Annotated in this window: 26 protein-coding genes; 14 read left to right on the top strand and 12 right to left on the bottom strand. The window is 70.7% G+C overall.

The features are described 5' to 3' along the window. Positions 1–13: 13 nt before the first annotated feature. Positions 14–592 carry a TetR/AcrR family transcriptional regulator gene (locus AB0M62_RS19470; RefSeq protein WP_366075479.1) on the bottom strand — a complete coding sequence of 193 codons (579 nt, stop codon included), beginning with the start codon at positions 590–592 and terminating at the stop codon, positions 14–16. Between the two features lie 110 nt (positions 593–702). Here AB0M62_RS19470 and AB0M62_RS19465 point away from each other — a divergent pair, with 110 nt between their 5' ends. From AB0M62_RS19465 to AB0M62_RS19455, 3 genes are all read left to right on the top strand, one after another. After that, on the top strand, positions 703–2280 hold the full coding sequence (locus AB0M62_RS19465) for an MDR family MFS transporter (RefSeq protein ID WP_366075478.1): 1578 nt from the start codon (positions 703–705) through the stop codon (positions 2278–2280). Positions 2281–2363: 83 nt separating this feature from the next. Further along, positions 2364–2789: a helix-turn-helix transcriptional regulator gene (locus AB0M62_RS19460; RefSeq protein ID WP_366075477.1), complete on the top strand. Its 426-nt coding sequence runs from the start codon at positions 2364–2366 to the stop codon at positions 2787–2789. A 55-nt stretch (positions 2790–2844) separates the two neighbouring features. Then, complete coding sequence (locus AB0M62_RS19455) at positions 2845–3291, top strand: VOC family protein (RefSeq protein WP_366075476.1); 447 nt, start codon at positions 2845–2847, stop codon at positions 3289–3291. Between the two features lie 73 nt (positions 3292–3364). Here AB0M62_RS19455 and cseC read toward each other — a convergent pair whose 3' ends face one another. From cseC to AB0M62_RS19430, 5 genes are all read right to left on the bottom strand, one after another. Continuing rightward, on the bottom strand, positions 3365–4675 hold the full coding sequence (cseC, locus tag AB0M62_RS19450; protein ID WP_366075475.1) for a two-component system sensor histidine kinase CseC: 1311 nt from the start codon (positions 4673–4675) through the stop codon (positions 3365–3367). After that, a complete protein-coding gene (cseB, locus tag AB0M62_RS19445; RefSeq protein WP_366075474.1) occupies positions 4672–5373 on the bottom strand; it encodes a two-component system response regulator CseB in 702 nt (233 codons plus the stop codon). The genes cseC and cseB overlap by 4 nt, the downstream gene beginning before the upstream one ends. A 9-nt stretch (positions 5374–5382) precedes the next feature. Beyond that, the gene (locus AB0M62_RS19440; protein WP_366075473.1) at positions 5383–6021 is read right to left on the bottom strand and encodes a hypothetical protein; all 639 of its coding nucleotides are present in this window, start codon (positions 6019–6021) and stop codon (positions 5383–5385) included. Further along, a complete protein-coding gene (locus tag AB0M62_RS19435) occupies positions 6009–6569 on the bottom strand; it encodes a SigE family RNA polymerase sigma factor (protein WP_366075472.1) in 561 nt (186 codons plus the stop codon). Before AB0M62_RS19435 ends, AB0M62_RS19440 begins: the two co-directional genes overlap by 13 nt. A gap of 140 nt (positions 6570–6709) precedes the next feature. After that, positions 6710–7615, bottom strand: coding sequence for an A/G-specific adenine glycosylase (locus tag AB0M62_RS19430; RefSeq protein WP_366075471.1), 906 nt, complete (start codon positions 7613–7615; stop codon positions 6710–6712). A gap of 272 nt (positions 7616–7887) precedes the next feature. Between AB0M62_RS19430 and AB0M62_RS19425 the strand changes: the two genes are divergently transcribed. Continuing rightward, positions 7888–8694: a hypothetical protein gene (locus AB0M62_RS19425; protein WP_366075470.1), complete on the top strand. Its 807-nt coding sequence runs from the start codon at positions 7888–7890 to the stop codon at positions 8692–8694. 125 nt (positions 8695–8819) lie between these two features. Here the strand turns inward: AB0M62_RS19425 and disA are convergent, their stop codons facing one another. Next, positions 8820–9944, bottom strand: a complete 1125-nt coding sequence (disA, locus tag AB0M62_RS19420; protein ID WP_366075469.1) for a DNA integrity scanning diadenylate cyclase DisA — start codon at positions 9942–9944, stop codon at positions 8820–8822. 146 nt (positions 9945–10090) lie between these two features. Beyond that, complete coding sequence (gene radA / locus AB0M62_RS19415) at positions 10091–11506, bottom strand: DNA repair protein RadA (protein WP_366075468.1); 1416 nt, start codon at positions 11504–11506, stop codon at positions 10091–10093. A gap of 161 nt (positions 11507–11667) precedes the next feature. Here radA and AB0M62_RS19410 point away from each other — a divergent pair, with 161 nt between their 5' ends. Further along, the gene (locus tag AB0M62_RS19410) at positions 11668–13341 is read left to right on the top strand and encodes a hypothetical protein (RefSeq protein WP_366075467.1); all 1674 of its coding nucleotides are present in this window, start codon (positions 11668–11670) and stop codon (positions 13339–13341) included. Here the strand turns inward: AB0M62_RS19410 and AB0M62_RS19405 are convergent. Next, complete coding sequence (locus AB0M62_RS19405; protein ID WP_366075466.1) at positions 13338–14186, bottom strand: hypothetical protein; 849 nt, start codon at positions 14184–14186, stop codon at positions 13338–13340. The two genes, AB0M62_RS19410 and AB0M62_RS19405, sit on opposite strands and share 4 nt — an antisense overlap. Positions 14187–14257: 71 nt before the next feature. On the opposite strand from AB0M62_RS19405, the gene AB0M62_RS19400 reads away from it, so the two are divergent. The 4 genes from AB0M62_RS19400 to ilvD all read left to right on the top strand — a co-directional run bounded on the left by AB0M62_RS19400 (position 14258) and on the right by ilvD (position 18656). Beyond that, on the top strand, positions 14258–15190 hold the full coding sequence (locus AB0M62_RS19400) for a Ppx/GppA phosphatase family protein (protein ID WP_366075465.1): 933 nt from the start codon (positions 14258–14260) through the stop codon (positions 15188–15190). Between the two features lie 22 nt (positions 15191–15212). After that, on the top strand, positions 15213–16037 hold the full coding sequence (locus AB0M62_RS19395) for a sugar phosphate isomerase/epimerase (RefSeq protein WP_366075464.1): 825 nt from the start codon (positions 15213–15215) through the stop codon (positions 16035–16037). Continuing rightward, on the top strand, positions 16034–16648 hold the full coding sequence (locus AB0M62_RS19390) for a TetR family transcriptional regulator (protein WP_366075463.1): 615 nt from the start codon (positions 16034–16036) through the stop codon (positions 16646–16648). Before AB0M62_RS19395 ends, AB0M62_RS19390 begins: the two co-directional genes overlap by 4 nt. 157 nt (positions 16649–16805) lie before the next feature. Then, a complete protein-coding gene (gene ilvD, locus AB0M62_RS19385) occupies positions 16806–18656 on the top strand; it encodes a dihydroxy-acid dehydratase (protein ID WP_366075462.1) in 1851 nt (616 codons plus the stop codon). Between the two features lie 32 nt (positions 18657–18688). Here ilvD and AB0M62_RS19380 read toward each other — a convergent pair whose 3' ends face one another. Next, positions 18689–20812, bottom strand: coding sequence for a serine/threonine-protein kinase (locus AB0M62_RS19380; RefSeq protein WP_366075461.1), 2124 nt, complete (start codon positions 20810–20812; stop codon positions 18689–18691). A gap of 128 nt (positions 20813–20940) precedes the next feature. Between AB0M62_RS19380 and AB0M62_RS19375 the strand changes: the two genes are divergently transcribed. Continuing rightward, the gene (locus AB0M62_RS19375; RefSeq protein WP_366075460.1) at positions 20941–21255 is read left to right on the top strand and encodes a peptidase; all 315 of its coding nucleotides are present in this window, start codon (positions 20941–20943) and stop codon (positions 21253–21255) included. A gap of 34 nt (positions 21256–21289) precedes the next feature. Further along, on the top strand, positions 21290–21805 hold the full coding sequence (locus AB0M62_RS19370; protein WP_366075459.1) for a hypothetical protein: 516 nt from the start codon (positions 21290–21292) through the stop codon (positions 21803–21805). Positions 21806–21972: 167 nt separating this feature from the next. On the opposite strand, the gene AB0M62_RS19365 is transcribed toward AB0M62_RS19370, so the two are convergent. Next, entirely contained in the window at positions 21973–22434 is a 462-nt protein-coding gene (locus AB0M62_RS19365) for a hypothetical protein (protein ID WP_366075458.1), read from the bottom strand. 119 nt (positions 22435–22553) lie between these two features. Here AB0M62_RS19365 and AB0M62_RS19360 point away from each other — a divergent pair, with 119 nt between their 5' ends. From AB0M62_RS19360 to proC, 3 genes are all read left to right on the top strand, one after another. Next, positions 22554–23333 carry an ABC transporter ATP-binding protein gene (locus tag AB0M62_RS19360; RefSeq protein ID WP_366075457.1) on the top strand — a complete coding sequence of 260 codons (780 nt, stop codon included), beginning with the start codon at positions 22554–22556 and terminating at the stop codon, positions 23331–23333. Continuing rightward, positions 23330–24124 (top strand): ABC transporter permease, encoded by a 795-nt coding sequence (locus AB0M62_RS19355; protein WP_366075456.1) that lies wholly within the window; start codon positions 23330–23332, stop codon positions 24122–24124. Before AB0M62_RS19360 ends, AB0M62_RS19355 begins: the two co-directional genes overlap by 4 nt. A gap of 109 nt (positions 24125–24233) precedes the next feature. Further along, on the top strand, positions 24234–25043 hold the full coding sequence (gene proC, locus AB0M62_RS19350; protein ID WP_366075455.1) for a pyrroline-5-carboxylate reductase: 810 nt from the start codon (positions 24234–24236) through the stop codon (positions 25041–25043). A 48-nt stretch (positions 25044–25091) separates the two neighbouring features. Here the strand turns inward: proC and trpS are convergent, their stop codons facing one another. Next, the gene (gene trpS, locus AB0M62_RS19345; RefSeq protein WP_366075602.1) at positions 25092–26051 is read right to left on the bottom strand and encodes a tryptophan--tRNA ligase; all 960 of its coding nucleotides are present in this window, start codon (positions 26049–26051) and stop codon (positions 25092–25094) included. Positions 26052–26711 lie beyond the last annotated feature (660 nt).

The following is a 26711-nucleotide window of genomic DNA, read 5'->3' as shown; positions in this document are numbered from 1 at the left end:
CCGGTCGCGGTGGTCACGGCGTGACCGCGTGAGCCTGCGTCACCAGATCGATGGCGACTTCGAGGACAGCCCTGCGCTTGTCCTCGGGGTCGCCTTCGACGTTCTGCAGGAAGAACATGCCGGCGTGCATCGTGAACAGCGCGCTCGCGCAGCGGACCTGATTCACGAGCGGAGCGTCGGGCTCCTTGATCAGGTCGAGCATGACGATCATGCGCTCCTTGAAGGTCTCGCCCACGCTCAGCTCGCGCACTGTGGCCTGGTTCTCCTGCATGAAGCGGAAAAGCGGGGCGGCGCCGGTCAGGGCCTCGCTGTAGCGGCGCAGAATCTCCTGCTTGGTCTCCAGTGTGGAGGGCTGCTGCCTTCCCCAGTCGATCAGCTCGTCGATGGGCCGGGTCAGGTCCTGGAAGAGGCTGATGAGAATGTCTTCCTTGGTCTTGAAGTGGTAGTAGAGCGCCGCCTTCGTGACGTCCAGCTTCTCCGAGATCTCGCGCAGCGACGTCTTCTCGTACCCCTGCTCGGCGAAGAGTGCCAGGGCCACGTCCTGGATGCGCTGGCGGGTGTTCCCTCTGCGCGGCTGCCGCGTGCTGGCCATGGATACCTCCAGGAGATACTTGCTTGACGCCCGGCTAGTTACGGGTCTACGGTCCCTCAGTGTAGTGAACTAGCCGGGCGGCAAGTAAGTGCCCGGGGGGAGTGGGGATCATGGCGGACGTCGGGATACCGGAGAAGAACGGGACACCGGGCAGCGAGGTGAAGCCGCGCAGCGTGCGCGTGGTGCTGCTCGCGCTGATGATCGCGATGCTGCTCGCCATGCTCGACAACATGATCATCGGCACCGCCATGCCGACCATCGTGGGCGAGCTCGGCGGCCTGGAGCACCTGTCATGGGTGGTCACCGCCTACACGCTCGCCACGGCTGCCTCGACCCCGATCTGGGGCAAGCTCGGCGACATGTACGGGCGGAAGGGAATCTTCCTCACCTCGATCGTCATCTTCCTGATCGGATCGGTGCTGAGCGGCATGGCCCAGGACATGGGTCAGCTCATCGGCTTCCGGGTGATCCAGGGCCTCGGCGCGGGCGGCCTCATGGTCGGCGTCATGGCGATCATTGGGGACCTGATCCCGCCCCGGGAGCGCGGCAAGTACCAGGGCATGATGGCCGGCGTCATGGCGCTGGCCATGATCGGCGGGCCGCTGGCCGGCGGGGTCATCACCGACCACTGGGGCTGGCGCTGGTCCTTCTACATCAACCTGCCGCTCGGCGCCGTCGCCCTTGCCATGGTCTCTTCCGTACTGCACCTGCCGAAGAAGGAGGCGCAGGGGCGTATCGACTACCTCGGGGCCGCGCTGCTGACTGTCGGCATCACGGCGATCGTGCTCGTCACCACCTGGGGCGGTACCGAGTACGCCTGGGGCTCCGCGGTGATCATGGAGCTCATCGCCCTCGGCGTCGCCTCGCTCGTCGGGTTCCTCTTCGTCGAGACGAAGGCGGCCGAGCCGATCATGCCGCTGCACATCTTCCGCAGCCGCAACTTCACGCTCATGTCGGTGATCGGCTTCCTGACCGGCTTCGCGATGTTCGGCGCGGTGCTCTTCCTGCCACTGTTCCAGCAGTCCGTCCAGGGCGCCTCGGCCACCAACTCCGGTCTGCTGCTCCTGCCGCTGCTGCTCTCGATGATGGTCGTCTCGCTGATCGCGGGCCGGGTCACCACCAACAGCGGCAAGTACAAGATCTTTCCGATCGTGGGCGGCGCCCTGATGGTCGCGGGCCTGTTCCTGCTGGCCCAGATGGACACCGGCACCTCCCGCCTCACCTCCGGGATCTACATGGCGGTGCTCGGCGCCGGCATGGGCTTTCTGATGCAGATCACGATGCTCGTCGCGCAGAACAGCGTGGAGATGAAGGACATGGGCGTCGCCTCGTCCTCCACCACCCTGTTCCGTACGCTGGGCAGCTCCTTCGGCGTCTCGATCATGGGCGCGCTCTTCACCACCCGGGTCCAGGACACGATGGCCGAGCGGGGTGCGGCAGCCGCCACACAGGGTTCCGCCCAGCTCGACGCGGCCGGCCTGGCCAAACTGCCGGACGCGGTGCGCGAGGCGTACCAGCACGCGGTGGCGTCGGGCATTCACTCGGCGTTCCTGCTCGGCGCGGCGCTCGCGGTGATCGGCTTCGCGGCCGCGTGGTTCGTCAAGGAGGTGCCGCTGCGCGGGGCGGGACCCGCCGCCGCCGGCCCGGACGCGGAGGCGCCCGGCGGCAAGGTGGCCGAGACCGTCTGACCTGCCCGGATCCAGTCGTCGGGCAGAGGCCACGGTGTACGCACCCGGGGCCTTTGTCAGTGCCTCGTGCCAGCATCGAGTACGTGAGGCACCTGGCGCATCTCAAGCAGCTGAGGCTGGCCAAGGACGCGATGGACCGCGACTGGGCCGGGCCGCTCGACCTCGACGCCGTCGCCGCGCACGCGGGCTACTCCCGGTACCACTTCGTCCGGGCCTTCAAAGCGGTGTACGGCGAGACGCCCGGTCAGTACCTGTCCCGCCGCCGGATAGAGCGGGCGGAGGAGATGCTCCGCACGGCGAACTTGTCGGTCACCGAGATCTGCGTGCTGGTCGGCTTCAGCAGCCTGGGCACCTTCTCGTCGCGCTTCAAGAAACAGACCGGTCTGTCACCGAGCGAATACCGCGGCAAACACGTCGGCCGCGGAGCGGCGCTGATACCCGGGTGCTACGCGATGCTGTGGGCCGGGGGCTTCCCCGCCAAGCACCGCAATTCTGAAGAAGCAGGCTGAGCGTGCCGCTGCCTACGGTGGCACGGCAAGCCCATCCCCTCCCCTGGAGTAAGACATGATCAAGGGTCTCGTCATTTCCACCGTCTGGGTCCTGGACCAGGACCGGGCCAAGGAGTTCTACACCCAGAAGCTCGGCCTCGAGGTCCGGACGGACATGACGATGGGTGAAGGCGGTATGCGCTGGCTGACCGTCGGGTCGAAGGAACAGCCCGACGTCGAGCTGACGCTGATGGTCCCCGGCCCGCCCGCCATGGACCCCGAGTCGGCGGAGGCGATGAAGACGCTCATCTCCAAGGGCGTCCTCGGTGCGGGGGTGCTGGCCACCGACGACATCCACGGGGACTACGAGAAGCTGAAGGCCCGCGGCGTCGAGTTCCTCCAGGAGCCCCAGGAGCGGCCGTACGGCACCGAGGCGATCTTCCGTGACGACTCGGGGAACTGGTTCTCGTTCACCCAGCCGCGCGAGGGCGGCCTCGACGTCGACAAGGACTGGGCCTGCTGAAACAACTGGGCCTGCTGAAACAAGGGACTCGCGCCCGCCGAGGACCGGGACCCGACCCCAGGCACTGACCGGCCTACCCCGGGAGCCGCACGATGGGGAAGCTGCCGGTGTTCGTCGGCGCGTGTTCGGGAAGCCAGAGCACCGCGATCGCACCGCCCGCGCCCGCTGCCGTGTCGGTTTCAGGGCGTGCGGCGTTGCGGAAGGTAAGGCGTGCCCCGAGTACGCGGGCCTGGCCCGCGGCGATGGTCAGTCCCAGTCCGTGGCCGACGCCCGCGCGGTCGCTGCTGCCGGTGCGGAACCGGCTCGGTCCCTCCCGCAGCAGCGCCTCGGGAAACCCAGGCCCGTGGTCACGTACACGCAGCACCCGGCCCTCCACGGTGACCTCGACCGGCGGCTTGCCGTGCTTGGCGGCATTGGCCAGCAGATTGCCGAGGATGCGCTCCAGCCGCCGCGGATCGGTGCTGACCTCCGACTCGTGCACCACGCGCACCACGGCATCCGGATCCAGCGTCCTGACGCGGCGGCTGACGAACTCGCCGAGGGCGACCTCCTGGAGCTCGGCCCGCTCGGAGGCGCTGTCCAGCCGCGCCACCTCCAGTACGTCCTCCACGAGCACGCGCATCGCCTGGGCCCGGTCCCGGACCAGCTCGCTGGGCCGGCCCGGCGGCAGCAGTTCCGCCGCCGTCAGCAACCCCGTCACCGGCGTGCGCAGCTCGTGTGCGATGTCCGCGGTGACCCGCCGTTCGGCCTCCAGACGCTGCTGAAGGGCGTCCGCCATGGCGTCCACGGCACGCGCGAGGTGGTCAGTCTCGTCGCGGACGACGCCGCCGACCGCGTCCCGTACCCGTACGTCCGGATTGCCCTGGGCCACCTTGCCCGCCGCGGTAGCCGCCTTGCGGAGCCTGCGGGAGATCTGGCCGCCGATGAGCACGCCGAGCGCCGAGCCGACGAAGACGACCGCGACAGAGCCGATGACCAGCGCCCTGTCCAGATCCTTCATCACGTTCGCGCTGTCGGTGAAGCGGGTGTGCAGCGACAGGATCTGCCCGTTGCCCAGCGGCACGGCCGCCCACACGTCCGGCGCGCCGCCGTCGTGCTCCTGCACATACGTGCCGCGCCGCGCCGAGGTCGCCTTGTCCTTCAGGGCCCTGGGCAGCTCGGGATCGTTCAGCTTGGCGCCGAGTGGCGGCTTCTTGGCCGCCTCCGAGTTGCGGGCGATGAACTGCACCCGCTCCAGCTGTACGTCACGGGCGTTGTCGAGCATGGAGACGCGCGCCGCGTTGTGCACGACCAGGCTGAGAGCCACGGCGACCAACGCGCCGACGGCGGCGATCGCGAAGCTGATCTTCCAGCGGATTCCCGTGCGCAGGGCGAACCGTTTCATGCCTTCAACTTGTATCCGAAGCCGCGGACCGTCTCGATCCTGTCCTGGCCGATCTTGGTACGCAGCCGCTGCACATGGACGTCCACGACCCGGGTGTCACCGCCCCAGCCGTAGTCCCACACCCGTTCCAGCAGCCGGTCGCGGGAGAGCACCGTGCCCGGCGCCGCGGAGAACTCCAGGAGCAGCCGCATCTCGGTCGGTGTGAGCGCCACCGGCGTGCCGTCCTTCCGTACCTCCATGCCCTCCGTGTCGACCTCCAGGTCGCCGAAGGACAGCAGCGGGCTGTCGCCCTGCCCGTTCGCGTGGCCCTGCCCCCCCGGCCCGCCCGCGTGCCCGAAGCGGCGCAGTACGGCCCGGATGCGGGCGACCAGCACGGCGCCGTCGAAGGGCTTGGTGACGTAGTCGTCGGCGCCCGCCTCCAGCCCCAGCACAACGTCGATCGAGTCGGCGCGAGCGGAGAGCATGATGACCGGCACGGTGGACTCGTCGCGGATCCGGCGGCACAGGCTGACACCGTCCAGGCCCGGCACCATGACGTCGAGCAGCGCGATGTCCGGCCGGTTGGAGCGGAACGCCTCCAGGCCCGACAGTCCGTCGGGCATCGCGGTCACCCGGAAGCCGTCACGCTCAAGCGCCAGCTGGGTCGCCTCACGGATGACATCGTCGTCCTCGACGAAAAGCACATGTGTCTCGGCCATCCGCTGCTCTCAGTCCTCCGACGAAGCGGTGGGCGGCTGGGCGCCGCCGTCGACCGCGTTGCTGTAGTCGTTGTGCACCCGGTCCTGCTCGGTGAACTTCTCTCCCGACCAGCGGTACGTGATGATGTCCTCGCCGGACGGGAAGGCCACCGAGTCGCCCTTGGCGTACACCTGCTTGGTGAGCACCAGGTCGCCGCGGTCGATCTCCGCATAGACCGGCGGCTCCTCGGCCGCGAAGACGTTCTCGTACCTGTCGCCCTCGGCGCGATACACGTACGTGCCCACGCCGACCGCGTCCGCGCACGACAGGACGTTGACCACGACGTCGTTGACGCCGTTCGCGGTGATCTTCCCGTAGGAGACGTCGACCGGGTACTCGTCGGCGACGCAGGGCTTCAGATCGCGCTTGACCGCCTCGCTGACCTCGGGGTCGTTCTTCACCAGCGTCACCGCGTCGACGGTCTGCAGAGCCTCGGAGGACGCCGAAGTGGTGGGCGCCACCTTCGCCACCTGGTCGGAGCGTGCCGCACCCTCGTCGCGCACCCCGGCACCGCCCGTGGAACAGCCCGCCACAAACAGGCCGACGGCGGCGAGGCTGGCCGCAGCCGTTCCCGTCGCCGCCAGTGAGGCTCTGTCTAGGCCGCGCACCGCTCCCGCCCCTCGTTCCGCGCGGCGTGTTCACCGCGCTCCAGTGCCCGCGCGTCCAGATCGCGGCTCTCCAGCTCCTGACGGAGCCGGGCCAGCGCCCGGTGCAGGGTGCTCTTCACCGTACCTGCCGACATACCGAGCGCCGCGGCGGTCTCCTCGGTGCTCATCTGCTCCCAGTGCCGGAGTACGACCACGCTGCGCTGCTTGGGCGCCAGCACGCCGAGTATGTCCATCAGCAGGGCGCGGTCGGCGCGCTGCTCGGTGCCGTCCTCGACGCTCGCGTCGGGCAGCTGCTCGGTGGGGACTTCTTCGAGCTTGCGGGCGCGCCACCACTCGGTCCGGGTGTTGATCATGACCCGGCGGAGGTAGGCATCGGCCAGGGACTTGTCCGCGATGCCGTCCCAGCGGCCGTACGTACGGGCCAGCGCGGTCTGCAGCAGGTCCTGGGCGTCCACGGGGTCGGGGACCAGGCGCCGGGCACTGCGCAGCAGCGCCTCCTGACGGGTCCGTACGTACTCCTCGAACTCGAGCACCTCGCCGTGCGCCATTTCCGAACCGCCTCTGTTCCGCCTCCGTTGTTTACGGACCTGAAGTTACGGAGGCGGTGTCACGAGGTTGTGCGGACCAGTGCTCGGTGGGCGCACGGCTGTACGTAGGTTGTGTAACAGGCGCCGGTTCCGGGCCCCGGTCAGCTCAGCGGCAGCCGGTACACCCCGCCCGGCAGCGGTTCCACCAGCCCGTCGGCCACCAGCCCGTCCAGTGCCCTGGCGCGCTGTACCGGCTCGTCCCACACCGTGTCGAGCACCGATTGCGGCACCGGCCCGACGGCCTCGCGCAGTACGGCGAGCAGCTTTCCACGCACCTGCCGGTCCGTACCGGCGTACGTCTGGCCGCGCCGCGGCGGACCCTGGTGCTCGGGTTTGCCGGCCAGCCGCCAGGCGCACTGCTGGGCGATCGGGCAGCGCACGCAGTCCGGACTCTTGGCCGTGCACACCAGCGCGCCGAGCTCCATCGAGGCGGCTGCCCAGCGTGCCGCTGTGGGCTCGTCCTCGGGCAACAGCATCCGGGCGAGTTTGCGCTCGGCGGCGGTGGTGGCGTTCGGCGGGTACTGGACACCGGTCGCGGCCCGCGCGAACACCCGCCGGACATTGGTGTCGAGGACGGTGTGCCGCTGCCCGTAGGCGAAGGAGACGACGGCCGCGGCCGTGTACTCGCCGATCCCGGGCAGCGCGAGCAGCTGACCGTGCTCGCGCGGCACATCACCGCCATGGCGTTCCGTTATCGCCACGGCCGCGCCGTGCAGCCGCAGGGCACGCCGCGGGTAGCCGAGCCGGCCCCAGGCGCGGACCGCCTCGCCGGGCGGCTCGGCCGCCAGGGCGGCAGGGCGCGGCCAGCGGGCCAGCCACTGCTCGTACACCGGGAGCACCCGGCCGACCGGGGTCTGCTGCAGCATGAACTCGCTGACCATCACACCCCAGGGGCCGGCCTCGGGGCGGCGCCAGGGCAGATCGCGCGCGTTCTCGTCGAACCACGCGATGACGGGGGCGTGGAGGGCACTGGGGGCAGTCGTCGTGAGGGCAGTCATGGCAGTCATGGCAGAACCGATCCTGGCACGTTTCGCCTCGGAAGTGGCTCAGGGCCCCTCGGTGCGAGCGGCGCGAGCGTGATCGCGCCGCCGGGCTCGTCGCTCTCGGACCCATGTTGCGCCGTGTCCGCCGTCATGTGGCGACGAACAGGTCGATACCGGGGCGTCAGGCGCAACAGCCCATGCTCCTGGGCCAGTTCATTGATGATGATCCGCAAATCATGGGCGCAGGGCGGCATGTGGGGCGGGAGTTGGCGCCGATCTCTCGTACAGTTTGCGCCGTGGGATCTCTGCGCAATCCGATCGGGCCGCTTCCCTCCTCCATCTACTGGCGGCGGAGGGCCGTTGCGATGTCGCTGGTCGCGTTGCTCGCGCTGCTGATCGCATGGGTCCTCAGTTCGGGTGGGGGCAACGGCGACAAGAACGGCGACAAGCCCGACGGCAAGGGCCCCGCACCCTCGATCACCCCCGGCCCGACCGGATCGGGTCCCGCCATCAGTGAAGACCCGGGCGGCCGCGACGAGTCGGGCAGTACGGGCGGTGACGGCGGCGGGCAGGGCGGTACCGGCCCGGGCGGCGGTGAGGACGGCGGCGGCTCCGGCGGCAAGAACGGTGACACCGGGGTGGGCGGCTCGGTCACCGGTGGCGTCGGTGCGCCGGTGCGCGTTCCGGCGGGCTCCGGCCTCCCCGACTGCACTGCGGGCGCCGTGCAGTTGACCCTGCGCAGCGTCAAGAACGCCTACGAGCCGGGTGAGAAGCCGGAGTTCGAGCTGATCGCGAAGAACGTATCGGGCACCACCTGCAAGGTGGACTTCGGGCCGAAGGCCGCCGTGCTGACGATCACCGAAGCGGGCGGCGACGACGAGGTGTGGTCCTCGGCGGACTGCCCGGGCGGGCCGGGGAGCGTGCTGTTCCGGGTGCCGGCGAAGAGCGGGATCACCCACCGGGTGGAGTGGGACCTCAAGCAGAGCGCGCCGCAGTGCGCGACACCGCCGGCCGGCGCCGCCAAGGCCGGCACGTACCTGGTGGAGGCGAAGGTGCCGGGTCTGTCCGTGACACCCGCGTCGTTCGTACTCGAAAGGGACTAGGCCCTGTCCCGGCGGTCCGTCGCGGGCCCGACAAGTCGGCCGGACAGGCCTAGGGGGCTCGGGCGCGCCGTCCGAACCTCGTTCCGGACGTTGCGCGGCTCCTTCCGGACGTACCGCAGCTCGTTCTAGACGTACCGCTCCAGGATCGACGACTCGGCGAGTCGCGAAAGGCCCTCGCGCACCGAGCGGGCCCGCGCCTCGCCCACGCCGTCCACCGTCTGGAGGTCGTCGACACTCGCCGCGAGCAGCTTCTGCAGTCCGCCGAAGTGCTCGACGAGCCGCTCGATGATCGCGCCGGGCAGCCGCGGCACCTTGGCCAGCAGCCGGTAGCCGCGGGGCGAGACGGCCGAGTCGAGAGTCTCGGGAGAGCCGCTGTAACCCAACGCGCGTGCCACGATGGGCAGTTCGAGCAGCTCGGCGTGGCTCAGGGCGTCCAGTTCGGTGAGTGCCTCCGCGACGGTGCGCGAACGCTTGGCGGTCGGCTCCGGTACGTAGTCACGGATGACCAGCTCGCGCTCGGGCTCGACGCCCGCGATCAGCTCGTCGAGCTGGAGGGAGAGCAGCCGTCCGTCAGTGCCCAGCTCCACCACGTACTCGGCGATCTCGGTGGCGATCCGGCGGACCATCTCCAGCCGCTGTGCGACGGCCGTCACATCACGGACCGTCACCAAGTCCTCGATCTCCAGGGCGGAGAGCGTTCCGGCCACCTCGTCGAGGCGGAGCTTGTAGCGCTCCAGGGTGGCCAGCGCCTGGTTGGCACGGGACAGGATCGCCGCCGACTCCTCCAGGACGCGACGCTCCCCGTCGACGTACAGCGCGATCAGCCGCATCGACTGGGAGACCGAGACGACCGGGAAACCGCACTGCTTGGAGACCCGGTCCGCCGTGCGGTGGCGGGTGCCTGTCTCCTCGGTCGGGATGGACGCGTCCGGGACCAGCTGCACACCGGCCCGGAGGATCTTGGTGATGTCCTTGTCGAGGATGAGCGCGCCGTCGAGCTTGCACAGTTCGCGCAGCCGCGTCGCGGTGAACTCGACGTCAAGCACGAAGCCGCCCGTGCACATCGATTCAACCGTTTTGTCCATACCGAGGACGATCAGGCCGCCCGTGTTGCCGCGGAGGATGCGCTCCAGGCCGTCGCGCAGGGCCATGCCGGGCGCGACCGCGCTCAGCGAGGCACGCATCAGCGCTTCGATGCCGGTACCTCCGCCGGACTTCCCGGATGCTGCTGCCCCGTCCTTGGCTGCCACTGCACTCCTCCGGTCGCGGGTTGCGGGTGCCCTGGTGGCACGGTACGTGCTGGCCCACGCGGCCGACCTGTTCTTTCCTGCCGGAGGTCCGGGCATGGCCGCGTGGGCAGCAGTATTCGTACGGGCGGGCGAGACCAGGGCAAAGTCTACCGGCGTGCGTTGTCCTCCCGCGGGGCCTCTGCCCGAGACCGGCGCGGGAGCACCCGCAGCGCGTCCCCCATGTCGGCCACCTCAGTGACCTTCATCCCCGCCGGGACCTTCCCGGGGTCGGTCGGAACCAGGGCGTGGGTGAAGCCGAGACGGTGCGCCTCGGCCAGTCGGCGCTGGACCCCCGTAACCCGTCTGACCTCGCCCGCGAGACCCACCTCACCGATCGCGACCAGGTTCTTCGGCAACGGGGTGTCGCTGGCCGCCGAGGCCAGCGCGAGCGCGATGGCGAGGTCGGCGGCGGGCTCGGAGAGCTTCACACCGCCGACCGTCGCGCTGTAGATGTCGCGCTTGCCGAGCGCCGTGATCCGGCCGCGCTGCTCCAGCACGGCCAGCATCATCGACACCCGGGAAGTCTCCAGCCCGGAGGTGGTCCGCCGGGGCGAGGGGATCTGGGAGTCGACCGTGAGGGCCTGCACCTCGGCGACGAGCGGCCGACGGCCCTCCAGGGTGACGGTCAGGCAGGTGCCGGGGACGGCCTCGGCGCGCCGGGTCAGGAACAGCCCCGAGGGATCGGCGAGGCCGGTGATGCCTTCGTCGTGCAGCTCGAAGCAGCCGACCTCGTCCGTCGCGCCGTACCGGTTCTTGACGCCCCGGACGAGCCGCAGGCGCGCGTGCCGGTCGCCCTCGAAGCTGAGTACGACGTCGACCAGGTGCTCCAGCAGGCGCGGGCCCGCGATCGCGCCGTCCTTGGTGACATGGCCGACCAGGAGGGTGGACATGCCACGCTCCTTCGACGCGCGGATCAGCGCACCCGCCACTTCCCGGACCTGCGCCATGCCGCCGGGCGCCCCGTCGATCTCGGGCGATGCCACGGTCTGTACGGAGTCCAGGATCAGCAGGGACGGCTTGACCGCGTCGAGGTGGCCGAGGACGGCGGACAGGTCGGTCTCGGCCGCGAGGTAGAGGTGGTCGCTGATGGCGTTGATCCGGTCGGCACGCAGCCGGACCTGGCTCGCGGACTCCTCCCCGGTGACGTAGAGAGTCCGGTGCTCGTCGCCCGACGCCTTGGCGGCGACATCCAGCAGGAGCGTCGACTTGCCCACGCCCGGCTCGCCCGCGAGCAGCACGACCGCTCCCGGCACCAGCCCGCCCCCGAGGACCCGGTCGAGCTCGTCGACCCCGGTGGAGCGGGCCGTGGCCTGTCGGCCGTCCACCTGGCCGATGGGGACCGCGGCGGTGCTGACCCGGCCGGCCGCGGTGGTCCGGACCGCCGGCGCGCCGTACTCCTCCACCGTCCCCCAGGCCTGGCATTCGGGGCAGCGGCCGAGCCATTTGGCCGTCGTCCAGCCGCATTCGGTGCAGCGGTAGGACGGCCGGTCCTTGGCGGATGATCGAGCGGTGCGGGCAGCCATGCGGTCACCGTATAGGGAAGGTCGGACATCGCCGCCCGAGTGGCTCCGCACCCGCCGGAATGCCTGACTCCTGTCCCCTTTTGAGGGATCTGTTCACCCGTAAGGATTAAAAGTGTTCAAGAGGTACGAACGCGCCCCCATCATCCGCCTACGGTCGCCGGGTGACGAGCAGTAGGCACGAACTCCCCACGCACACCACCGGCGCACACCGGGCGCACAGGCGCGCGCCGCGCACCCTGGCGCAGACGCCCCCCACCCGCTACGAGCCGTACCTGGACGGCCTGTTCACGTACTGCCTCTCCGTGCTGTGCGACCACGACACGGCGACCGAGGTGCTCGGAGACGTGCTCGCCGTCTCCGAGCGGCAGTTCGGCCGCTGTCCCGCGGGCGAGGGCCGGCGCAGGGCCTGGCTGTACGCCCTCGCCCGCTGGGCCTGTCTGCGCAAGCTGACCGAGCAGAAGCGCAGCCGCCAGGGGGCTCACGCCGGGCAGCGCACGCCGGAGCCCGAGCCGGTGGCTCCGGTCTCCGAAGACGTCGCCCAGCGCCGTCGCCGCGAGCTCGCCCTGCTCGCCTGGCCCGAGGCGGCCGGGACCACGCCCGAGCAGCGCGAGGCCCTCGAACTGGCCGTCCGCCACCAGCTGTCCCCGCGCGAGGTGGCCGCCGTACTCGGTATGGAAGCCCTGGCGGCCCGGGAGCTGCTCGCCGGCGCCGCGTGCGAGGTTGAGCGGACCAGGGCCGCGCTCGCCGTCGTGGAGACCGGCACATGCCCGGTCGTGGCCCGGCTCACCGGCGACAACCAGGTGCTGCTGTCCAGCGCGCTGCGCCGCGAGCTGGTCCGGCATGTCGACGACTGCCCGCGCTGCCGGCGCGTCGCCGAGCGGGCCGGCGCGGGCGGGCCGTGGCCCGGCTCCGTCGCCACTCCCGCCAGGCTTCCGCTGCTGGAAGCGCCCCGCGCCGCGACGCATGTGGCGATGATGCACGTGGCGCGGGCCCGCGGGGCCGGTCCGCGCTTCGACCGGACCGGGTTCCCCACGGACCCCAAGGACCGCGCCGCGCGACGTGAGCGGCTACGTGCCCGCGCCGTGACCACCACCGTGGTCGCCACCGTGGTGGCCGCTCCCGTGCTGGCCCTCTGGGCGGCGTACCGAGGGGCGCCCCTCACCGGGGAGGGGGGCAGGGACGGGACGTCCGTCTCCGCCAGCGAGGTGGACGCGCCGGGCTGGATGGAGGGCAGCCCGCACGATACGTACGAGAACGCGGGCAACGCCCGCATCGAGCCCGTGCCCGGCTTCACGGCGGGCAGTCGCGCGCCGGACGTCTCGGTAGAGGTCATCAGTCCTGCCGGGCCGTCCGCTCCGGGATCGGTACTGGGGCCCGGCCGGCTCGCCGTGGCGGCCGAGTCGAGCGGCGACACGACGATCGTGACCCTGACCGCCTCGGGCGGCGCGCCGGTCGAGTGGTCGGCCTGGACGGAGGCGCACTGGCTCTACGTGAGTCAGTCCCACGGGACGCTCGCACCCGGTGAGTCGGTCACGATCTATGTGTCCGTCGACCACGACAGGGAGCCGGAGGGCCACTGGAGTGCCCGGATCGGGGTGGACCCGTCGGGCGCGGTGATCGTGGTGGAGGGGCACGGCGATACGAAGCCGCCGCCGTCCTCGGAGCCGCCGTCGAGCGAGCCCCCACCGTCGTCCGAGCCGCCACCGTCGTCCGAGCCGCCACCCTCGTCCGAACCCCCGCCGTCGTCACCGGACCCGTCCCCGGACCCCGACCCGACACCGACGGACGGGGCACCGCCCCCGAGCGAACCGGAGACTGCCAGTCCTGCCGGCTAGGGCCGGACAGAGTCTGGACCGGGCCTGGACCGGGCCTGGACCGGGTCCGCCGGGTGCGGGGCCATCGGGAGAAGCGACGACAGCCGCTCCTCGCAGAGCTCGACCAGCCGCTCGTATGCGGCCTTGCCCATCAGTTCGGTCAGCTCCGGGCGGTACGAGACGTACACCGGGTCGCCCGCTCCGTGCGCCGACGTCGCCGATGTGCACCACCAGTGCAGGTCATGGCCCCCCGGACCCCACCCGCGGCGGTCGTACTCGCCGATGGAGACCTGGAGGACGCGCGTGTCGTCGGGCCGGTCGATCCAGTCGTACGTACGCCGGATCGGCAGCTGCCAGCAGACGTCGGGCTTGGTCTCGAGCGGCTCCCGCCCCTCGCGCAGAGCGAGGATGTGCAGCGAGCAGCCCGCGCCGGCCGCGAACCCTGGCCTGTTCTGGAAGATGCAGGAGCCCTCCCAGCGGCGGGTCTGCCGGTCGCCGTCCTCGTCGGTCTGGACCCAGCCGGACTCGGTACCGACGTCGTGGAACTGCCACAGTTCGGGGGTGAGCCGCGCCACGTGCGAGGCGACCCGCTTCTCGTCGTCCTCGTCGGAGAAGTGCGCGCCGAGCGTGCAGCAGCCGTCGTCCGCCCGGCCGGCCTGGATGCCCTGGCAGCCGCTGCCGAAGATGCAGTTCCAGCGAGAGGTCAGCCAGGTCAGGTCGCAGCGGAAGACCTGTTCGTCGTCGTCCGGGTCGGGAAACTCGACCCAGGCGCGGGCGAAGTCCAGGCCCTTCTCGTCCGTGACGGCGGGGGTCTGCGGTTGCTTCTTCGAGGCTTTGTCCTGCTTCGCCTTTTTCGTCTTGGGCACGTGACAAGCGTAAGCGGGAGGAAGCCACTCCGTGGCCGGTCAGGGGCCGCGAGAGCAGTAGCGTTCCGTACATGAGACTCGGCGTCCTCGATGTGGGTTCGAACACGGTGCATCTGCTGGTGGTGGATGCGCACCCCGGTGCGTGCCCGTTGCCCGCGCACTCGCACAAGGCGGAGCTGCGCCTCGCGCAGCTCCTCGACACCGACGGGGCCATCGGCCCCACGGGCGTCGACAAACTGGTGGCCGTGATCGTGGACGCTCTGCAGGCCGCCGAGGACAAGGGCTGCGAGGACGTGCTGCCGTTCGCCACGTCCGCGGTCCGGGAGGCGACCAACGCCGACCAGGTGCTTGCCCGGGTGCGCGAGGAGACCGGCGTCGATCTGGCGGTGCTCAGCGGCGCGGAGGAGGCCCGGCTGACCTTCCTGGCGGCCCGCCGCTGGTTCGGCTGGTCGTCGGGCAGGCTGCTGGTGCTGGACATCGGCGGGGGTTCGCTGGAGATAGCGTGCGGGGTCGACGAGGAGCCGGACATCGCCGTGTCCCTGCCGCTGGGCGCGGGCCGGCTGACGGCAGGCTGGCTGCCGGGCGACCCGCCGGACCCGACCGACGTGAAGGCGCTGCGCCGCCATGTGCGCGCCCAGATCGCCCGTACGGTCGGCGACTTCAACCGCACCGGTTCGCCGGACCACGTGGTGGCCACGTCCAAGACCTTCAAGCAGCTCGCGCGGATGGCGGGGGCGGCCCGTTCCGCCGAGGGGCCGTACGTCCAGCGTGATCTGAGTCGCAAATCGCTGGAGGAGTGGGTGCCGAAGCTGGCGGCGATGACGGCCGGACAGCGCGCGGAGCTCCCCGGTGTGTCCGAGGGCCGGGCGCAGCAGCTGCTGGCAGGAGCGCTGGTCGCGGAGGGTGCGATGGATCTGTTCGGGGTCGACGTACTCGAGATCTGCCCCTGGGCGCTGCGCGAGGGAGTCATCCTGCGGCGTCTGGACCATCTGCCGGTCACCTAGAGGGTGCCCGTACGCTGTCCCCGTGGCAGAACCAGTGGTGCGCATCCCGGATGCGAAGGTCGTGCTGTCCACGGCGTCCGTGTACCCGGAGTCGACGGCGACGGCCTTCGAGATCGCCGCGCGCCTCGGCTACGACGGCGTCGAGGTCATGGTCTGGACGGATCCCGTCAGTCAGGACATCGAGGCCCTGCGACGGCTCTCCGACTACCATCAGGTGCCGATCCTGGCCGTGCACGCCCCTTGTCTGCTGATCACGCAGCGGGTGTGGTCCACGGACCCGTGGGTGAAGCTGCAGCGGGCGCAGGCGGCGGCCGAGAAGCTCGGCGCTTCGACCGTGGTCGTCCATCCGCCCTTCCGCTGGCAGCGGCAGTACGCGCGTGACTTCGTGCGGGGGATCTGGCGGATGGCGGACGAGACGGACGTCCGGTTCGCTGTCGAGAACATGTACCCGTGGCGCTACCGGGACCGCGAGATGCTGGCGTACGCACCCGACTGGGACGTGACGAAAGAGGACTTCCGCGACTTCACGGTGGACCTCTCGCACGCCGCGACCTCCCGCATCGACACCATGGCCATGGTCGACCGGATGGACGACCGGCTGGCCCACGTACATCTGGCCGACGGCAACGGCTCCAACAAGGACGAGCACCTGGTGCCGGGCCGCGGCAACCAGCCCTGTGCCGAGCTCCTGGAGCGGCTGGCCCTCAGCGGTTTCGGCGGCCATGTCGTCATCGAGGTCAACACACGGCGCGCGATGTCCGCCGCCGAACGTGAGGCCGACCTGGCGGAAGCGCTGGCGTTCACCCGGCTGCACCTGGCATCCGCCCTGCGGATGCCCCGCTCATGACGGGCCCCGCCACACCACGCCGCAGGGGCCGCCCGGCCCGTACGGACGCTGACAGCGGTCCCGGCGCCCGCGAGCGGATCCTGGCGGCGGCGCGTACGGAGTTCGCCGAGCGCGGGTACGACAAGACATCGGTCCGCGGGATCGCCAAGGCGGCCGGAGTCGACCCGGCGCTCGTCCACCACTACTTCGGTACGAAGGACGAGGTCTTCGCGGCGGCGATCGAGGTGTCCTTCGAACCGGCCCTGGTCATCCCGGCGGTGCTGGGCGAGGGGACCGAAGGCATCGGTGAACGGCTGGCCCGGTACTTCATCGGCGTATGGGAGAACCCGGCGACGCGGGCCCCGCTGCTGGCGATCATCCGGTCCGCGCTGACGCACGAGGCGGCGGCGAAGGTGCTGCGTGGCTTCGTGCTGCGGCGGCTGCTGGAGCGGGTGGCGGCGGACCTGAAGGTGCCGGACCCGAAGTTCCGGGCGGAGCTGGCCGCCTCCCACATGATCGGAATCGCGATCCTGCGCTATGTGATCAAGGTGGAGCCGCTGGCGTCGGCGGACCCCGAGGACATCGTGGCGATGGTGGCTCCGACGCTCCAGCGATACCTGACCCAGGACTGACCCTGACCGAGGACTGCCCCCGGCCCATGGCCGACCTCTGGCCGAGGGCTGACCGAAAGCTGAGCGCCCTGTCCCGCAATCCGGACAGACTGTCCAGATCTTGGAGGCTGGGCGTAGGCTCGAAGGCAGTCGTATCTGCCTATGGGGAGTGAACCCGATGCCCGAGCTCAGGTCCCGAACCGTCACCCACGGCCGCAACATGGCGGGCGCCCGCGCCCTTATGCGGGCGTCGGGCGTAGCGAGCGCGGACATCGGGAAGCCGATCATCGCGGTCGCCAACTCCTTCACCGAGTTCGTGCCCGGCCACACCCACCTCGCGCCGGTCGGCCGTATCGTCTCCGACGCGATCCTGGCGGCGGGTGCGGTGCCGCGCGAGTTCAACACGATCGCGGTCGACGACGGCATCGCGATGGGCCACGCCGGCATGCTCTACTCGCTGCCGTCCCGCGACCTGATCGCCGACTCCGTCGAGTACATGGTCGAGGCGCACTGCGCCGACGCGCTGATCTGCATCTCCAACTGCGACAAGATCACCCCGGGCATGCTGATGGCCGCCATGCGGCTCAACATCCCGGTGGTCTTCGTCTCCGGCGGCCCCATGGAGGCCGGACAGGCCACGCTCGTCGACGGCACGGTCCGCAAGCTCGACCTGATCAACGCCATCACGGACGCGGTCAACGAGAACGTCTCGGACGAGGACATCCTCCGTATCGAGGAGAACGCCTGTCCGACCTGCGGCTCCTGTTCCGGCATGTTCACCGCCAACTCGATGAACTGCCTGACCGAGGCCATGGGCCTGTCGCTGCCCGGCAACGGCTCGGTCCTGGCCACGCACACCGCCCGCCAGGCGCTGTACGAGGAGGCCGGCCGCACGGTCGTCGAGATCACCAAGCGCTACTACGAGCAAGACGACGAGACCGTCCTGCCGCGCAACATCGCGACCCGCGCCGCCTTCGACAACGCGATGGCCCTCGACATCGCCATGGGCGGCTCGACCAACACGATCCTGCATCTGCTCGCCGCCGCCCAGGAGGCCGGGCTCGACTACGACCTCACGGACATCGACGCGGTTTCGCGCCGCGTGCCGTGCCTGGCCAAGGTGGCGCCGAACGTCGCCCCCGGCGGCACGTACTACATGGAGGACGTGCACCGCGCCGGCGGCATCCCCGCCATCCTCGGCGAGCTGTACCGCGCGGGCCTGCTGAACGAGGACGTGCACTCGGTGCACGCCCCGTCCCTCGCGGACTGGCTCAAGACCTGGGACGTGCGTGGCGGTTCGCCGTCCGCCGAGGCCGTCGAGCTGTGGCACGCGGCGCCCGGATGCGTGCGCTCCGCGACCGCCTTCTCGCAGTCCGAGCGCTGGGACTCGCTGGACGTCGATGCGGCCGGCGGCTGCATTCGCGACGCGGCGCACGCGTACTCGAAGGACGGCGGACTGGCCGTCCTCAAGGGGAACCTGGCGGTCGACGGCTGTGTCGTGAAGACGGCCGGGGTCGACGAGTCGATCTGGAAGTTCGAGGGACCGGCCGTCGTCTGCGAGTCGCAGGAGGACGCCGTCGACAAGATCCTCCGTAAGGAGATCAAGGAGGGCGACGTCGTCGTCATCCGCTACGAGGGCCCCAAGGGCGGCCCCGGTATGCAGGAGATGCTCTACCCGACGTCCTTCCTCAAGGGCAGGGGTCTCGGCAAGTCCTGCGCGCTGATCACCGACGGCCGCTTCTCCGGCGGCACTTCGGGCCTGTCCATCGGCCACGCCTCGCCCGAGGCGGCTTCCGGCGGCATGATCGCGGTCGTCCGGGACGGCGACCGCATCCGCATCGACATCCCGGCCCGTTCGATCGAACTCCTCGTTCCCGAGGACGAATTGACAGCCCGCCACGAGAAGCTGAACGGCGTCTACGCCCCGAAGGACCGAGAGCGCCAGGTCTCGGCCGCACTGCGCGCTTACGCGGCGATGGCGACCAGCGCCGACAAGGGCGCCGTGCGGGACGTCTCCAAGCTGGGCTGAGCCCCGGGCATACAGGCCCCCGGCCTCCCGGCTCACCAGCCGGCGGGGTCCCGCGCGTCCACAGCGAACACCGACCCGTCGGGGGCACCGGCGAAGACCCGGCCCCCGACGGCCACCGGTGCGGGCAGTGTCGGTGTGAAGGTGTAACGCCCGCCGTCCATCCGGGGCTTGGTCTGGCCCAGCAGAGCACCGGTACGGGCATCCACCCCCAGCAGGCGCCCGTCCGCGGCGGTCAGATAGACACGTTCCCCGGCGGCGACGGGCCGCGAGGCCCGGCTCACAGAAGTCTCCAGCCGCCACAGCTGGGCGCTCTGCGCGTCGGTGTCGCGGGAAGTGTCGACGGCAAGAAGCGACCCGCCGGCGCCGAAGACGTACACGGTGTCACCGCCCACGGTGGCCTGAGCCTGGTCGACCGGAGTGGTCAGGGGGATCCGGCGGGCGTCGCGGGTGGCGGTGTCGACGCGGATCACGGCGGTGGCCAGGATGTCCGTGTTGCTGGACAGCAGGAACAGCGCCCCCTCCGCAGCGGCGACCGGGGTCAGACCACCGCTGAGGCGGCTCGTCCACAGGGCGGTCCCGCTCTCCGGATCGAAGGCTTTGACCGTGGACGACGAAGCGTCGTCCGACGGCGTGACCGCGAAGACCTTTCCGCCGTCAGCTGCGGCGATCAGTTGCGAGCCGAGAGCTCCCAGACTCTTGTTCCACCGCTTCCTGCCCGTAGCACTGTCGAGTGCCTGGACTCTGCCGTCCGGCGCGAGAAGGAGAGCGGTGCTGTCCGTGTGCCGGACGGCGGCGTACGCGGAGATGTCGGCGGACCAGTGCTTGCGGCCCGTATCCGGGGAGAGCGCCTCGAGCCGGCGTCCTTCGGGGTCCAGGACGTGCAGGAGACCACCCGACAGCGTGGGTGCCATCGCCTCTTCGGCATTCGGCTCGGCACCCGGCCCGGCGTTCGCGGCCCTGAGGGACCAACCGATGGCACCGTCGGCCGGGTCCAGGCGGGCGGCCTTGATCCCGGGGCCGGCGCAGTACAGAGCGGCTTCGAGGTACGAGCAGAAGCCCGTCGCACTCTCGGCTCCCGCCAGAAAGGGGGTCTCCCAGGGGCGGAAAGCCGTGGCCCGCGTATGCGCGTCCGGGGGTGTGTCGTCGGCCCTGTCGTCGCCCCTCGTCCCGGCCGTGCCCAGGACTCCGCCGACGACCACCGCCGCCAGAACCGCGGCGCCCGCCACCCACCGGCCGCGCCCCCCGCGCCTGGTGGTGACGACGGGTGCGGACTTCTCCGAGGTGTGCGGCCGCTGAGCGGGAACGAAGGCCTGTGTGTCCTCCGACGTCCGGTAGCCCGCGGACCGAAGCGCCGCCATCAGCGCGTCCGTCGTGGGCCGGTCCGCCGGTTCCTTGGCGAGGCAGCGAGCGATCAGCGGGGCCAGTTCGTCCGGCACACCCGCCAGATCCGGCTCGTTGTGGACCACTTGGTACGCGACGATGTACGGGCTGTCCGAGTCGAACGGGCCGCGTCCGGTGGCCGCGTGGACCAGGACGGCGCCCAGGGCGAACACATCGGCCGCGGGCCCGACCTCGCGGGGGCGCTGGAACTGCTCGGGGGCCATGAACGGCGGCGTGCCGATCAGCTTGCCGGTCTCCGTCCGCAGATCACTGTCGGAAGGGCGGGAGATCCCGAAATCGATGACCTTCGGCCCGTCGGCCGCCAGCAGTACATTGCTCGGCTTCAGATCGCGGTGTACGACACCGGCGCGGTGGATGTCGCGCAACGCCTCGGCCAGGCCGGCCCCGAGCCGGCTCAGTTCCGCCGCTTCCAGAGGCTTCCGCTTGACGCGCTCGGCGAGAGTGGGACCGTCGATGAACAGCGTGGCCATCCAGGGCCGTCCGGCCTCCGGGTCCGCGTCCACCACGGGCGCGGTGAAGGCGCCGCTCACCCTGCGAGCAGCGGTGATTTCCTGCCTGAAACGCGCCCTGAACTCGGGATCCACCGCATGGTCGGCATGGACCACCTTGACCGCGAGCCGCAGGCCGGAGGCAGAGGTGGCCAGATGCACGACCCCCATACCGCCGGAGCCCAGCACGGATTCCAGCCGGTACTGCCCGGCGTACTGCGGATGCTCCGCTTCCGGGCTCCGCCCGGTGCTGCGCAGCGGCGGCATCGCCCCACCCCCGTGAGATTCGTGCGCAAGCGCGACTCACGGAGCCTAGTCGACGATGCGTGCGATGTCGGTGGGGCTTGCTAGCCTGCGCGGGTCGCAGAGAGTGAACCTCATGGGGGAGGGGCTTTATGGCTGTGGAAGAGGCCGAGGAGAGCGTTGGAGGCGCGGGCGGGGAATCCGCCGCCGGCGCGCTCGCGGCGCGGTATGCCGTGGCCCCCGGGCAGCGGGTCAACGTACGCAGCGGGCCCGGAACCGGCTACCGGATCGTCAAGGTCCTGCCGCTTGGTGCGACGGTGCCCGTCAACTGCCAGATACCGGGCGAGAGGATCACCGGCCCGTACGGCACGACCAGCCTGTGGGACAACATCGCCAACGGCCAGTTCGTGTCGGACGCGTACGTGAACACGGGCAGCGACGGCTACGTCGCCCCGCGCTGCTCCTGACTCCGCCCTGCCGCGCCGGGGGATAATCGGCCCCGTGAGCGACAGAGCAGACGGCGGCGCAGCCGCAGCCCCCACCCCGGCCGGGCCGCAGCCCGAACCCATCCGTTTCTTCGGCACGACCTGGGTCGGCCATGACGGCGGCTACGGGCTGCGCCGCGCCGGCGTGGCCGCGGGGGCATTGGCGGCTGCCGTAGCCGGGTGCTTCGTGCTGCGCTTCGCGTACCAGGGACTGGCGATCGCCGAGGTCGGCAACTTCGTCAACCTCCTGGTCGTCATCATGTTCGCCGTGTGCAGTGCCATCGCCTTCCGCAAGACCTGGGAGGGCTTCACCCGGCGCCCCGCCGACACCGCCGCCGAGGCGTCACTGCGCAGCCTCAAGATGATCGGCTTCGTGGGCTCCTTGCTCGCCTATTTCTTCCGCTCGCTCGCGGAGGCCCCGGGCGAGAAGCTTCACCGCGCCGAGTACGACCAGGCCATCGTCCAGTACGAGCGCCGCCGGGGCTCCCGTACCGGCAACCCCGCCGCGCGCAAGAAGCCCAAGCGCAAGTAGCTGATACGCGAGGAGACTCGCGTCGCGAGCGCCCGAGCGCAAGAAGCCCGAGCCCCGGCCCACGTCACACCGCGCCCAAGCGGCCGAACCCAAGCTGCCGCGCCCGAGCGGCCCGAGTGGTTCAAGCGGCCCCGGCGAATCGAGCGCCGGCAGTCGGCCGCTCCGAGTCATGCCTTCCCGCGGCCCCTCGAACCGACCAGCCCCACCACCCCCGCTACCAGCGCGCTCCGCCACAGCCCGTCCCACATGCTGCCGAAGAAGCCCTCGGCGGTCAGGAGCTGCCGCATCACCACGTCGGTGACGACCAGCAGCGAGGCCGGTACGGCCGCGACCCGCCACGGGTGGGCCGCCGCCCAGCGCCGCATTCGGTGATCCGTACCGGCAGCGGTCCCCGGCTTGCCGCCCAGCGCCGCGCCCGCGCCGCCGACCAGGAAAAACAGCATCAGCGCGGCCGAAAGGGCGCCGGCCAGCACGCCGAGCCCGACTCCGTCGCCGATAGCGCCGAGCGCGAGCGAGACCCCGCCACCCAGCGCGCCCACCGCGGCGGCGGCCCGCCAAGGGCCGAGGGTGGCGGACGCGACTGCCAGGTGCCGCCGTTCGGACGGGGTGCATTCGCCGTTTCGCCTCATACGTCAACCGTGCTCCCGTCAGGTCCTCGAACGCCATGGGGGATGACCCTGACCCGTCCCTGAGCCCGCCGCCCCCAGGCCCCTTGACGACGGCTGCCCCCAGCCGCATTATTCATCGCATGATGAATTACCAGGTGGCCGACGCCGTCGCCGCCCGCGGCCTCACCGTCGTACGAGGCGACCGCATCGTCCTGCGCGGACTCGAATTCGCCGTCCCCCGCGGCCAGATCACCGGCCTCCTCGGCCCGTCCGGCTGCGGCAAGTCGACCCTCATGCGCGCGATCGTCGGCACCCAGGCCAAAGTCACCGGAACCCTCGAGGTCCTCGGCAGCCCGGCGGGCGACCCTTCCCTCCGCGCCCGCATCGGCTACGTGACACAGGCCCCGTCCGTGTACGACGACCTGTCCGTCCGCCAGAACCTCGACTACTTCGCGGCGATCCTCGACCCGGGCCGCGCGGCCACCGAACGCCGCCACGAGAACGTGGGCCGGGCCATCGCCGACGTCGACCTCACCTCGCACACCGACGCCCTCGCCGGCAACCTCTCCGGCGGCCAGCGCAGCCGCGTCTCACTGGCCGTCGCCCTGCTCGGCACGCCCGAACTCCTCGTCCTCGACGAGCCGACCGTCGGCCTCGACCCGGTCCTGCGCCGCGACCTGTGGGACCTTTTCCACTCCATCGCCGCCGAGCGCGGCGCCACCCTGCTCATCTCGTCCCACGTCATGGACGAGGCCGAGCGCTGCCACCGCCTCCTCCTCATGCGCGACGGCGAGATCCTGGCCGACGACACCCCGGACGCCCTGCGCTCCCGTACAGCCACCGAAACCGTCGAAGCGGCCTTCCTGCACCTCGTCGACGAGGCCAACGCCGTCCACGAGACCCGGGAGCAGACCCGATGAACGCCCACCCGTTGCCCACCGCCACCCCGATGGCGCCGAGTTCCGCGCCTCCTCTCTCCCTCTCCCGCACTCTCGCGACCGCCGGCCGCGTCCTGCGCCAGCTGCACCACGACCCGCGGACCATCGCCCTGATGCTCTTCGTCCCGGTCCTGATGATCACCCTGCTCCGGTACGTCTTCGACGGCAGCCCGCACACCTTCGACTCCATCGGAGCCTCGCTGCTCGGCATCTTCCCGCTGATCACGATGTTCCTGGTGACCTCCATCGCCACCCTGCGCGAACGCACCTCCGGCACCCTGGAACGCCTCCTCGCCATGCCGCTCGGCAAGGGCGACCTGATCGTCGGCTACGCACTGGCCTTCGGCGCCGTGGCGATCGTCCAGTCGGCCCTGGCCACCGGCCTGTCGGTCTGGCTCCTGGGGCTGGACGTGGTCGGCTCGCCCTGGCTGCTCCTCCTGGTCGCCCTGCTCGACGCGCTGCTCGGCACGGCGCTGGGCCTGTTCGTCTCCGCCTTCGCGGCCTCGGAATTCCAGGCGGTCCAGTTCATGCCGGCGGTGATCTTCCCGCAGCTCCTGCTGTGCGGCCTCTTCACCCCGCGCGACGAGATGGCGCCCGCCCTCGAAGCGATCTCCAACTTCCTGCCCATGTCCTACGCCGTGGACGGGATGAACGAGGTCCTGCGCCACACCGACGTCACGGCGGACTTCATCCGCGACGTGGTGATCGTCGCAGCCTGCGCCGTCCTCGTCCTCGGCCTGGGCGCGGCCACCCTCCGCCGTCGTACGGCCTGATGCCGCCGGGCGTCCATCCGGTTCCGCGACCTGGACACCGACGACGCCGGCACCTGCCCCGGTGCGAGGATGGCCAGGGACGACCGCAAGCCCACCCGGAGGGTGAACCATGACCCAGACAGTCGCAGTCCTCGGCACCGGCAAGATCGGCGAGGCCCTGCTCAGTGGCATGATCCGGGCCGGATGGGCGCCCTCCGACCTCCTCGTCACCGCTCGCCGCCCGGAGCGGGCCGAGGAACTCCGCAACCGCTACGGCGTCGAGCCCGTCAGCAACGCCGAGGCCGCCAAGCGCGCCGACACTCTCATCCTCACGGTCAAGCCCCAGGACATGGGCAAGCTCCTCGACGAACTCGCCCCCCATGTCCCGGCCGACCGTCTGGTCATCAGCGGAGCGGCCGGCATCCCCACCGCCTACTTCGAGGAGCGGCTCGCCCCGGGCACGCCCGTCGTCCGCGTCATGACGAACACGCCCGCCCTTGTCGACGAGGCGATGTCCGTCATCTCGGCCGGCAGCCACGCGACCGCCGAGCACCTGGCCCATGCGGAGGAGATCTTCGGCGGCGTCGGCAAGACGCTGCGCGTGCCGGAGTCCCAGCAGGACGCAGCGACCGCGCTGTCCGGCTCCGGCCCGGCGTACTTCTACTTCCTCGTCGAGGCGATGACCGACGCCGGCATCCTGCTCGGCCTGCCCCGCGCCCAGGCCCACGACCTGATCGTGCAGGCGGCCATCGGCGCGGCCGTCATGCTCCGCGACAGCGGCGAGCACCCCGTCAAGCTCCGCGAGGCCGTGACGTCGCCCGCCGGCACCACCATCAACGCCATCCGCGAACTCGAGAACCACGGCGTACGCGCCGCACTCATCGCCGCACTCGAAGCCGCCCGCGACCGCAGCCGTGAACTCGCCTCCGGCAACGGCTGACCGGCACTGGCAGCAGCGCGGCGATCACCACACCACCACGGCGTTCCGTCAGCCGGCCGGCAGCAGGCCGATCGCCCGATATGCGGCATCGACCACGGGCCGCGCCATGGCCCGGGCCCGGGCCGCCCCGTCCCGGAGCACCCGGTCCAGATGGCCGGGGTCGGCGCACAGCTCCGCATGCCGCGCCCGCAACGGCCGCAGCAGCTCGACCACGGCCTCGGCGGCATCCTTCTTGAGGGCCCCGTACGAGGCGTACCCGGCAGCCAGCGCCTCCGGCTCACTGCCCGTACAAGCCGCCAGCACATCGAGCAGGTTCGCCACACCGGGCCTGGCCTCGCGGTCGTACTCGACATCCCGCCCGCTGTCCGTCACGGCTCGCATCACCTTCCTGCGCACCACATCGGGCTCATCGAGCAGGTACACGATCCCGGCCGTGGCCTCGTGGGACTTACCCATCTTCGACGTGGGCGCCTGCAGATCCATGACACGGGCCGCCACCTTGGGATGGGTGGCCTTCGGCACGACGAAGGTGTGCCCGTAGCGCTGGTTGAAGCGGACAGCCAGGTCGCGCGTCAGCTCGACATGCTGAGCCTGGTTGTCCCCCACCGGAACCTCATCCGCCCCGTAGGCCAGGATGTCGGCGGCCATCAGCACGGCATACGTCAGCAGCGAAAGCCGCACACTCTGCCCGGCCGCCTGCGCCTGCGTGGCCTTCTCCTTGTACTGGATCATCCGCCGCAGTTCGCCGTCGGTGGCTGTGCATTCCAGCAGATACGAGAGTCTCGCGTGCTCGTCCACGTGGCTCTGTACGAACACCGTGCACTGCGCCGGGTCCAGCCCGGCCGCACGCAACAGCGTCGCCGCCTGCCGGCTGAGCCGTCGCACCCGCGCGGGATCGTGCTCCACGGTGAGCGCATGCAGGTCCACCACACAGAACAGGGCATCGGCCCGGTACTGCTCGGTCTCGGCCCACTGCCGGACGGCTCCCAGATAGTTGCCCAGCGTCAGGTGCCCGGTCGGCTTAACCCCGCTGAGATCCGTGTCATCTCTCCACCTCCTGGTCGGAGCCGCCGCAGTCCGCGGCCGGCCCCAGGAGGGAGAAACACGAACGGCCGCCGAAGCGGCGGCCGTTGAACGCGTGCGTAAGCGTCGGCCGCCGTCAGGCGGCCCACCAGCGAAGGGTGAACGCACGCGTAGTCATGCCCACAGGCTAGCGCTACAGACTCGGAGCGAGCCCCGGTTGACATGCCCGGCGTGCCTCCGTAGTGTTCTCCGAGTTGTCCGACGTGAGCGCCGACCCCGGTCGGTCCCCGGACAGCCATTCCGCAAGAACCATTGGAACGAACGACGTGTTGTCGTCTCGTTTTCATGCGTATTTGCGAAATGAGGAATCCGCGTTCGAAGACCGCGGCCCCCGATTAGCTCGGGGGCGAGGATTCCGCTAATGTCTCACCTCGTCGGAACGGCCCAAACAGCCGGAAAGGCGAAACTTGCTGACTGGGAATCAGGCCCGAAAGGATCTGGTAGAGTCGGAGCCGCCGGAAAGGAAACGCGAAAGCGGGACCAGGAAGGCAACCAAATCCCACTTCGACTGGGAATCGGACACGAAAGAGTCTGATAGAGTCGGAAACGCAAGACCGAAGGGAAGCGCCCGGAGGAAAGCCCGAG

It is taken from the genome of Streptomyces sp. NPDC051219, assembly GCF_040682335.1.
In the GTDB taxonomy this organism is placed as follows: Bacteria; Actinomycetota; Actinomycetes; order Streptomycetales; family Streptomycetaceae; genus Streptomyces.
The sequence above is the reverse complement of the archived record's forward strand: the minus strand, read 5'-3'. Positions and strand labels throughout refer to the sequence as shown.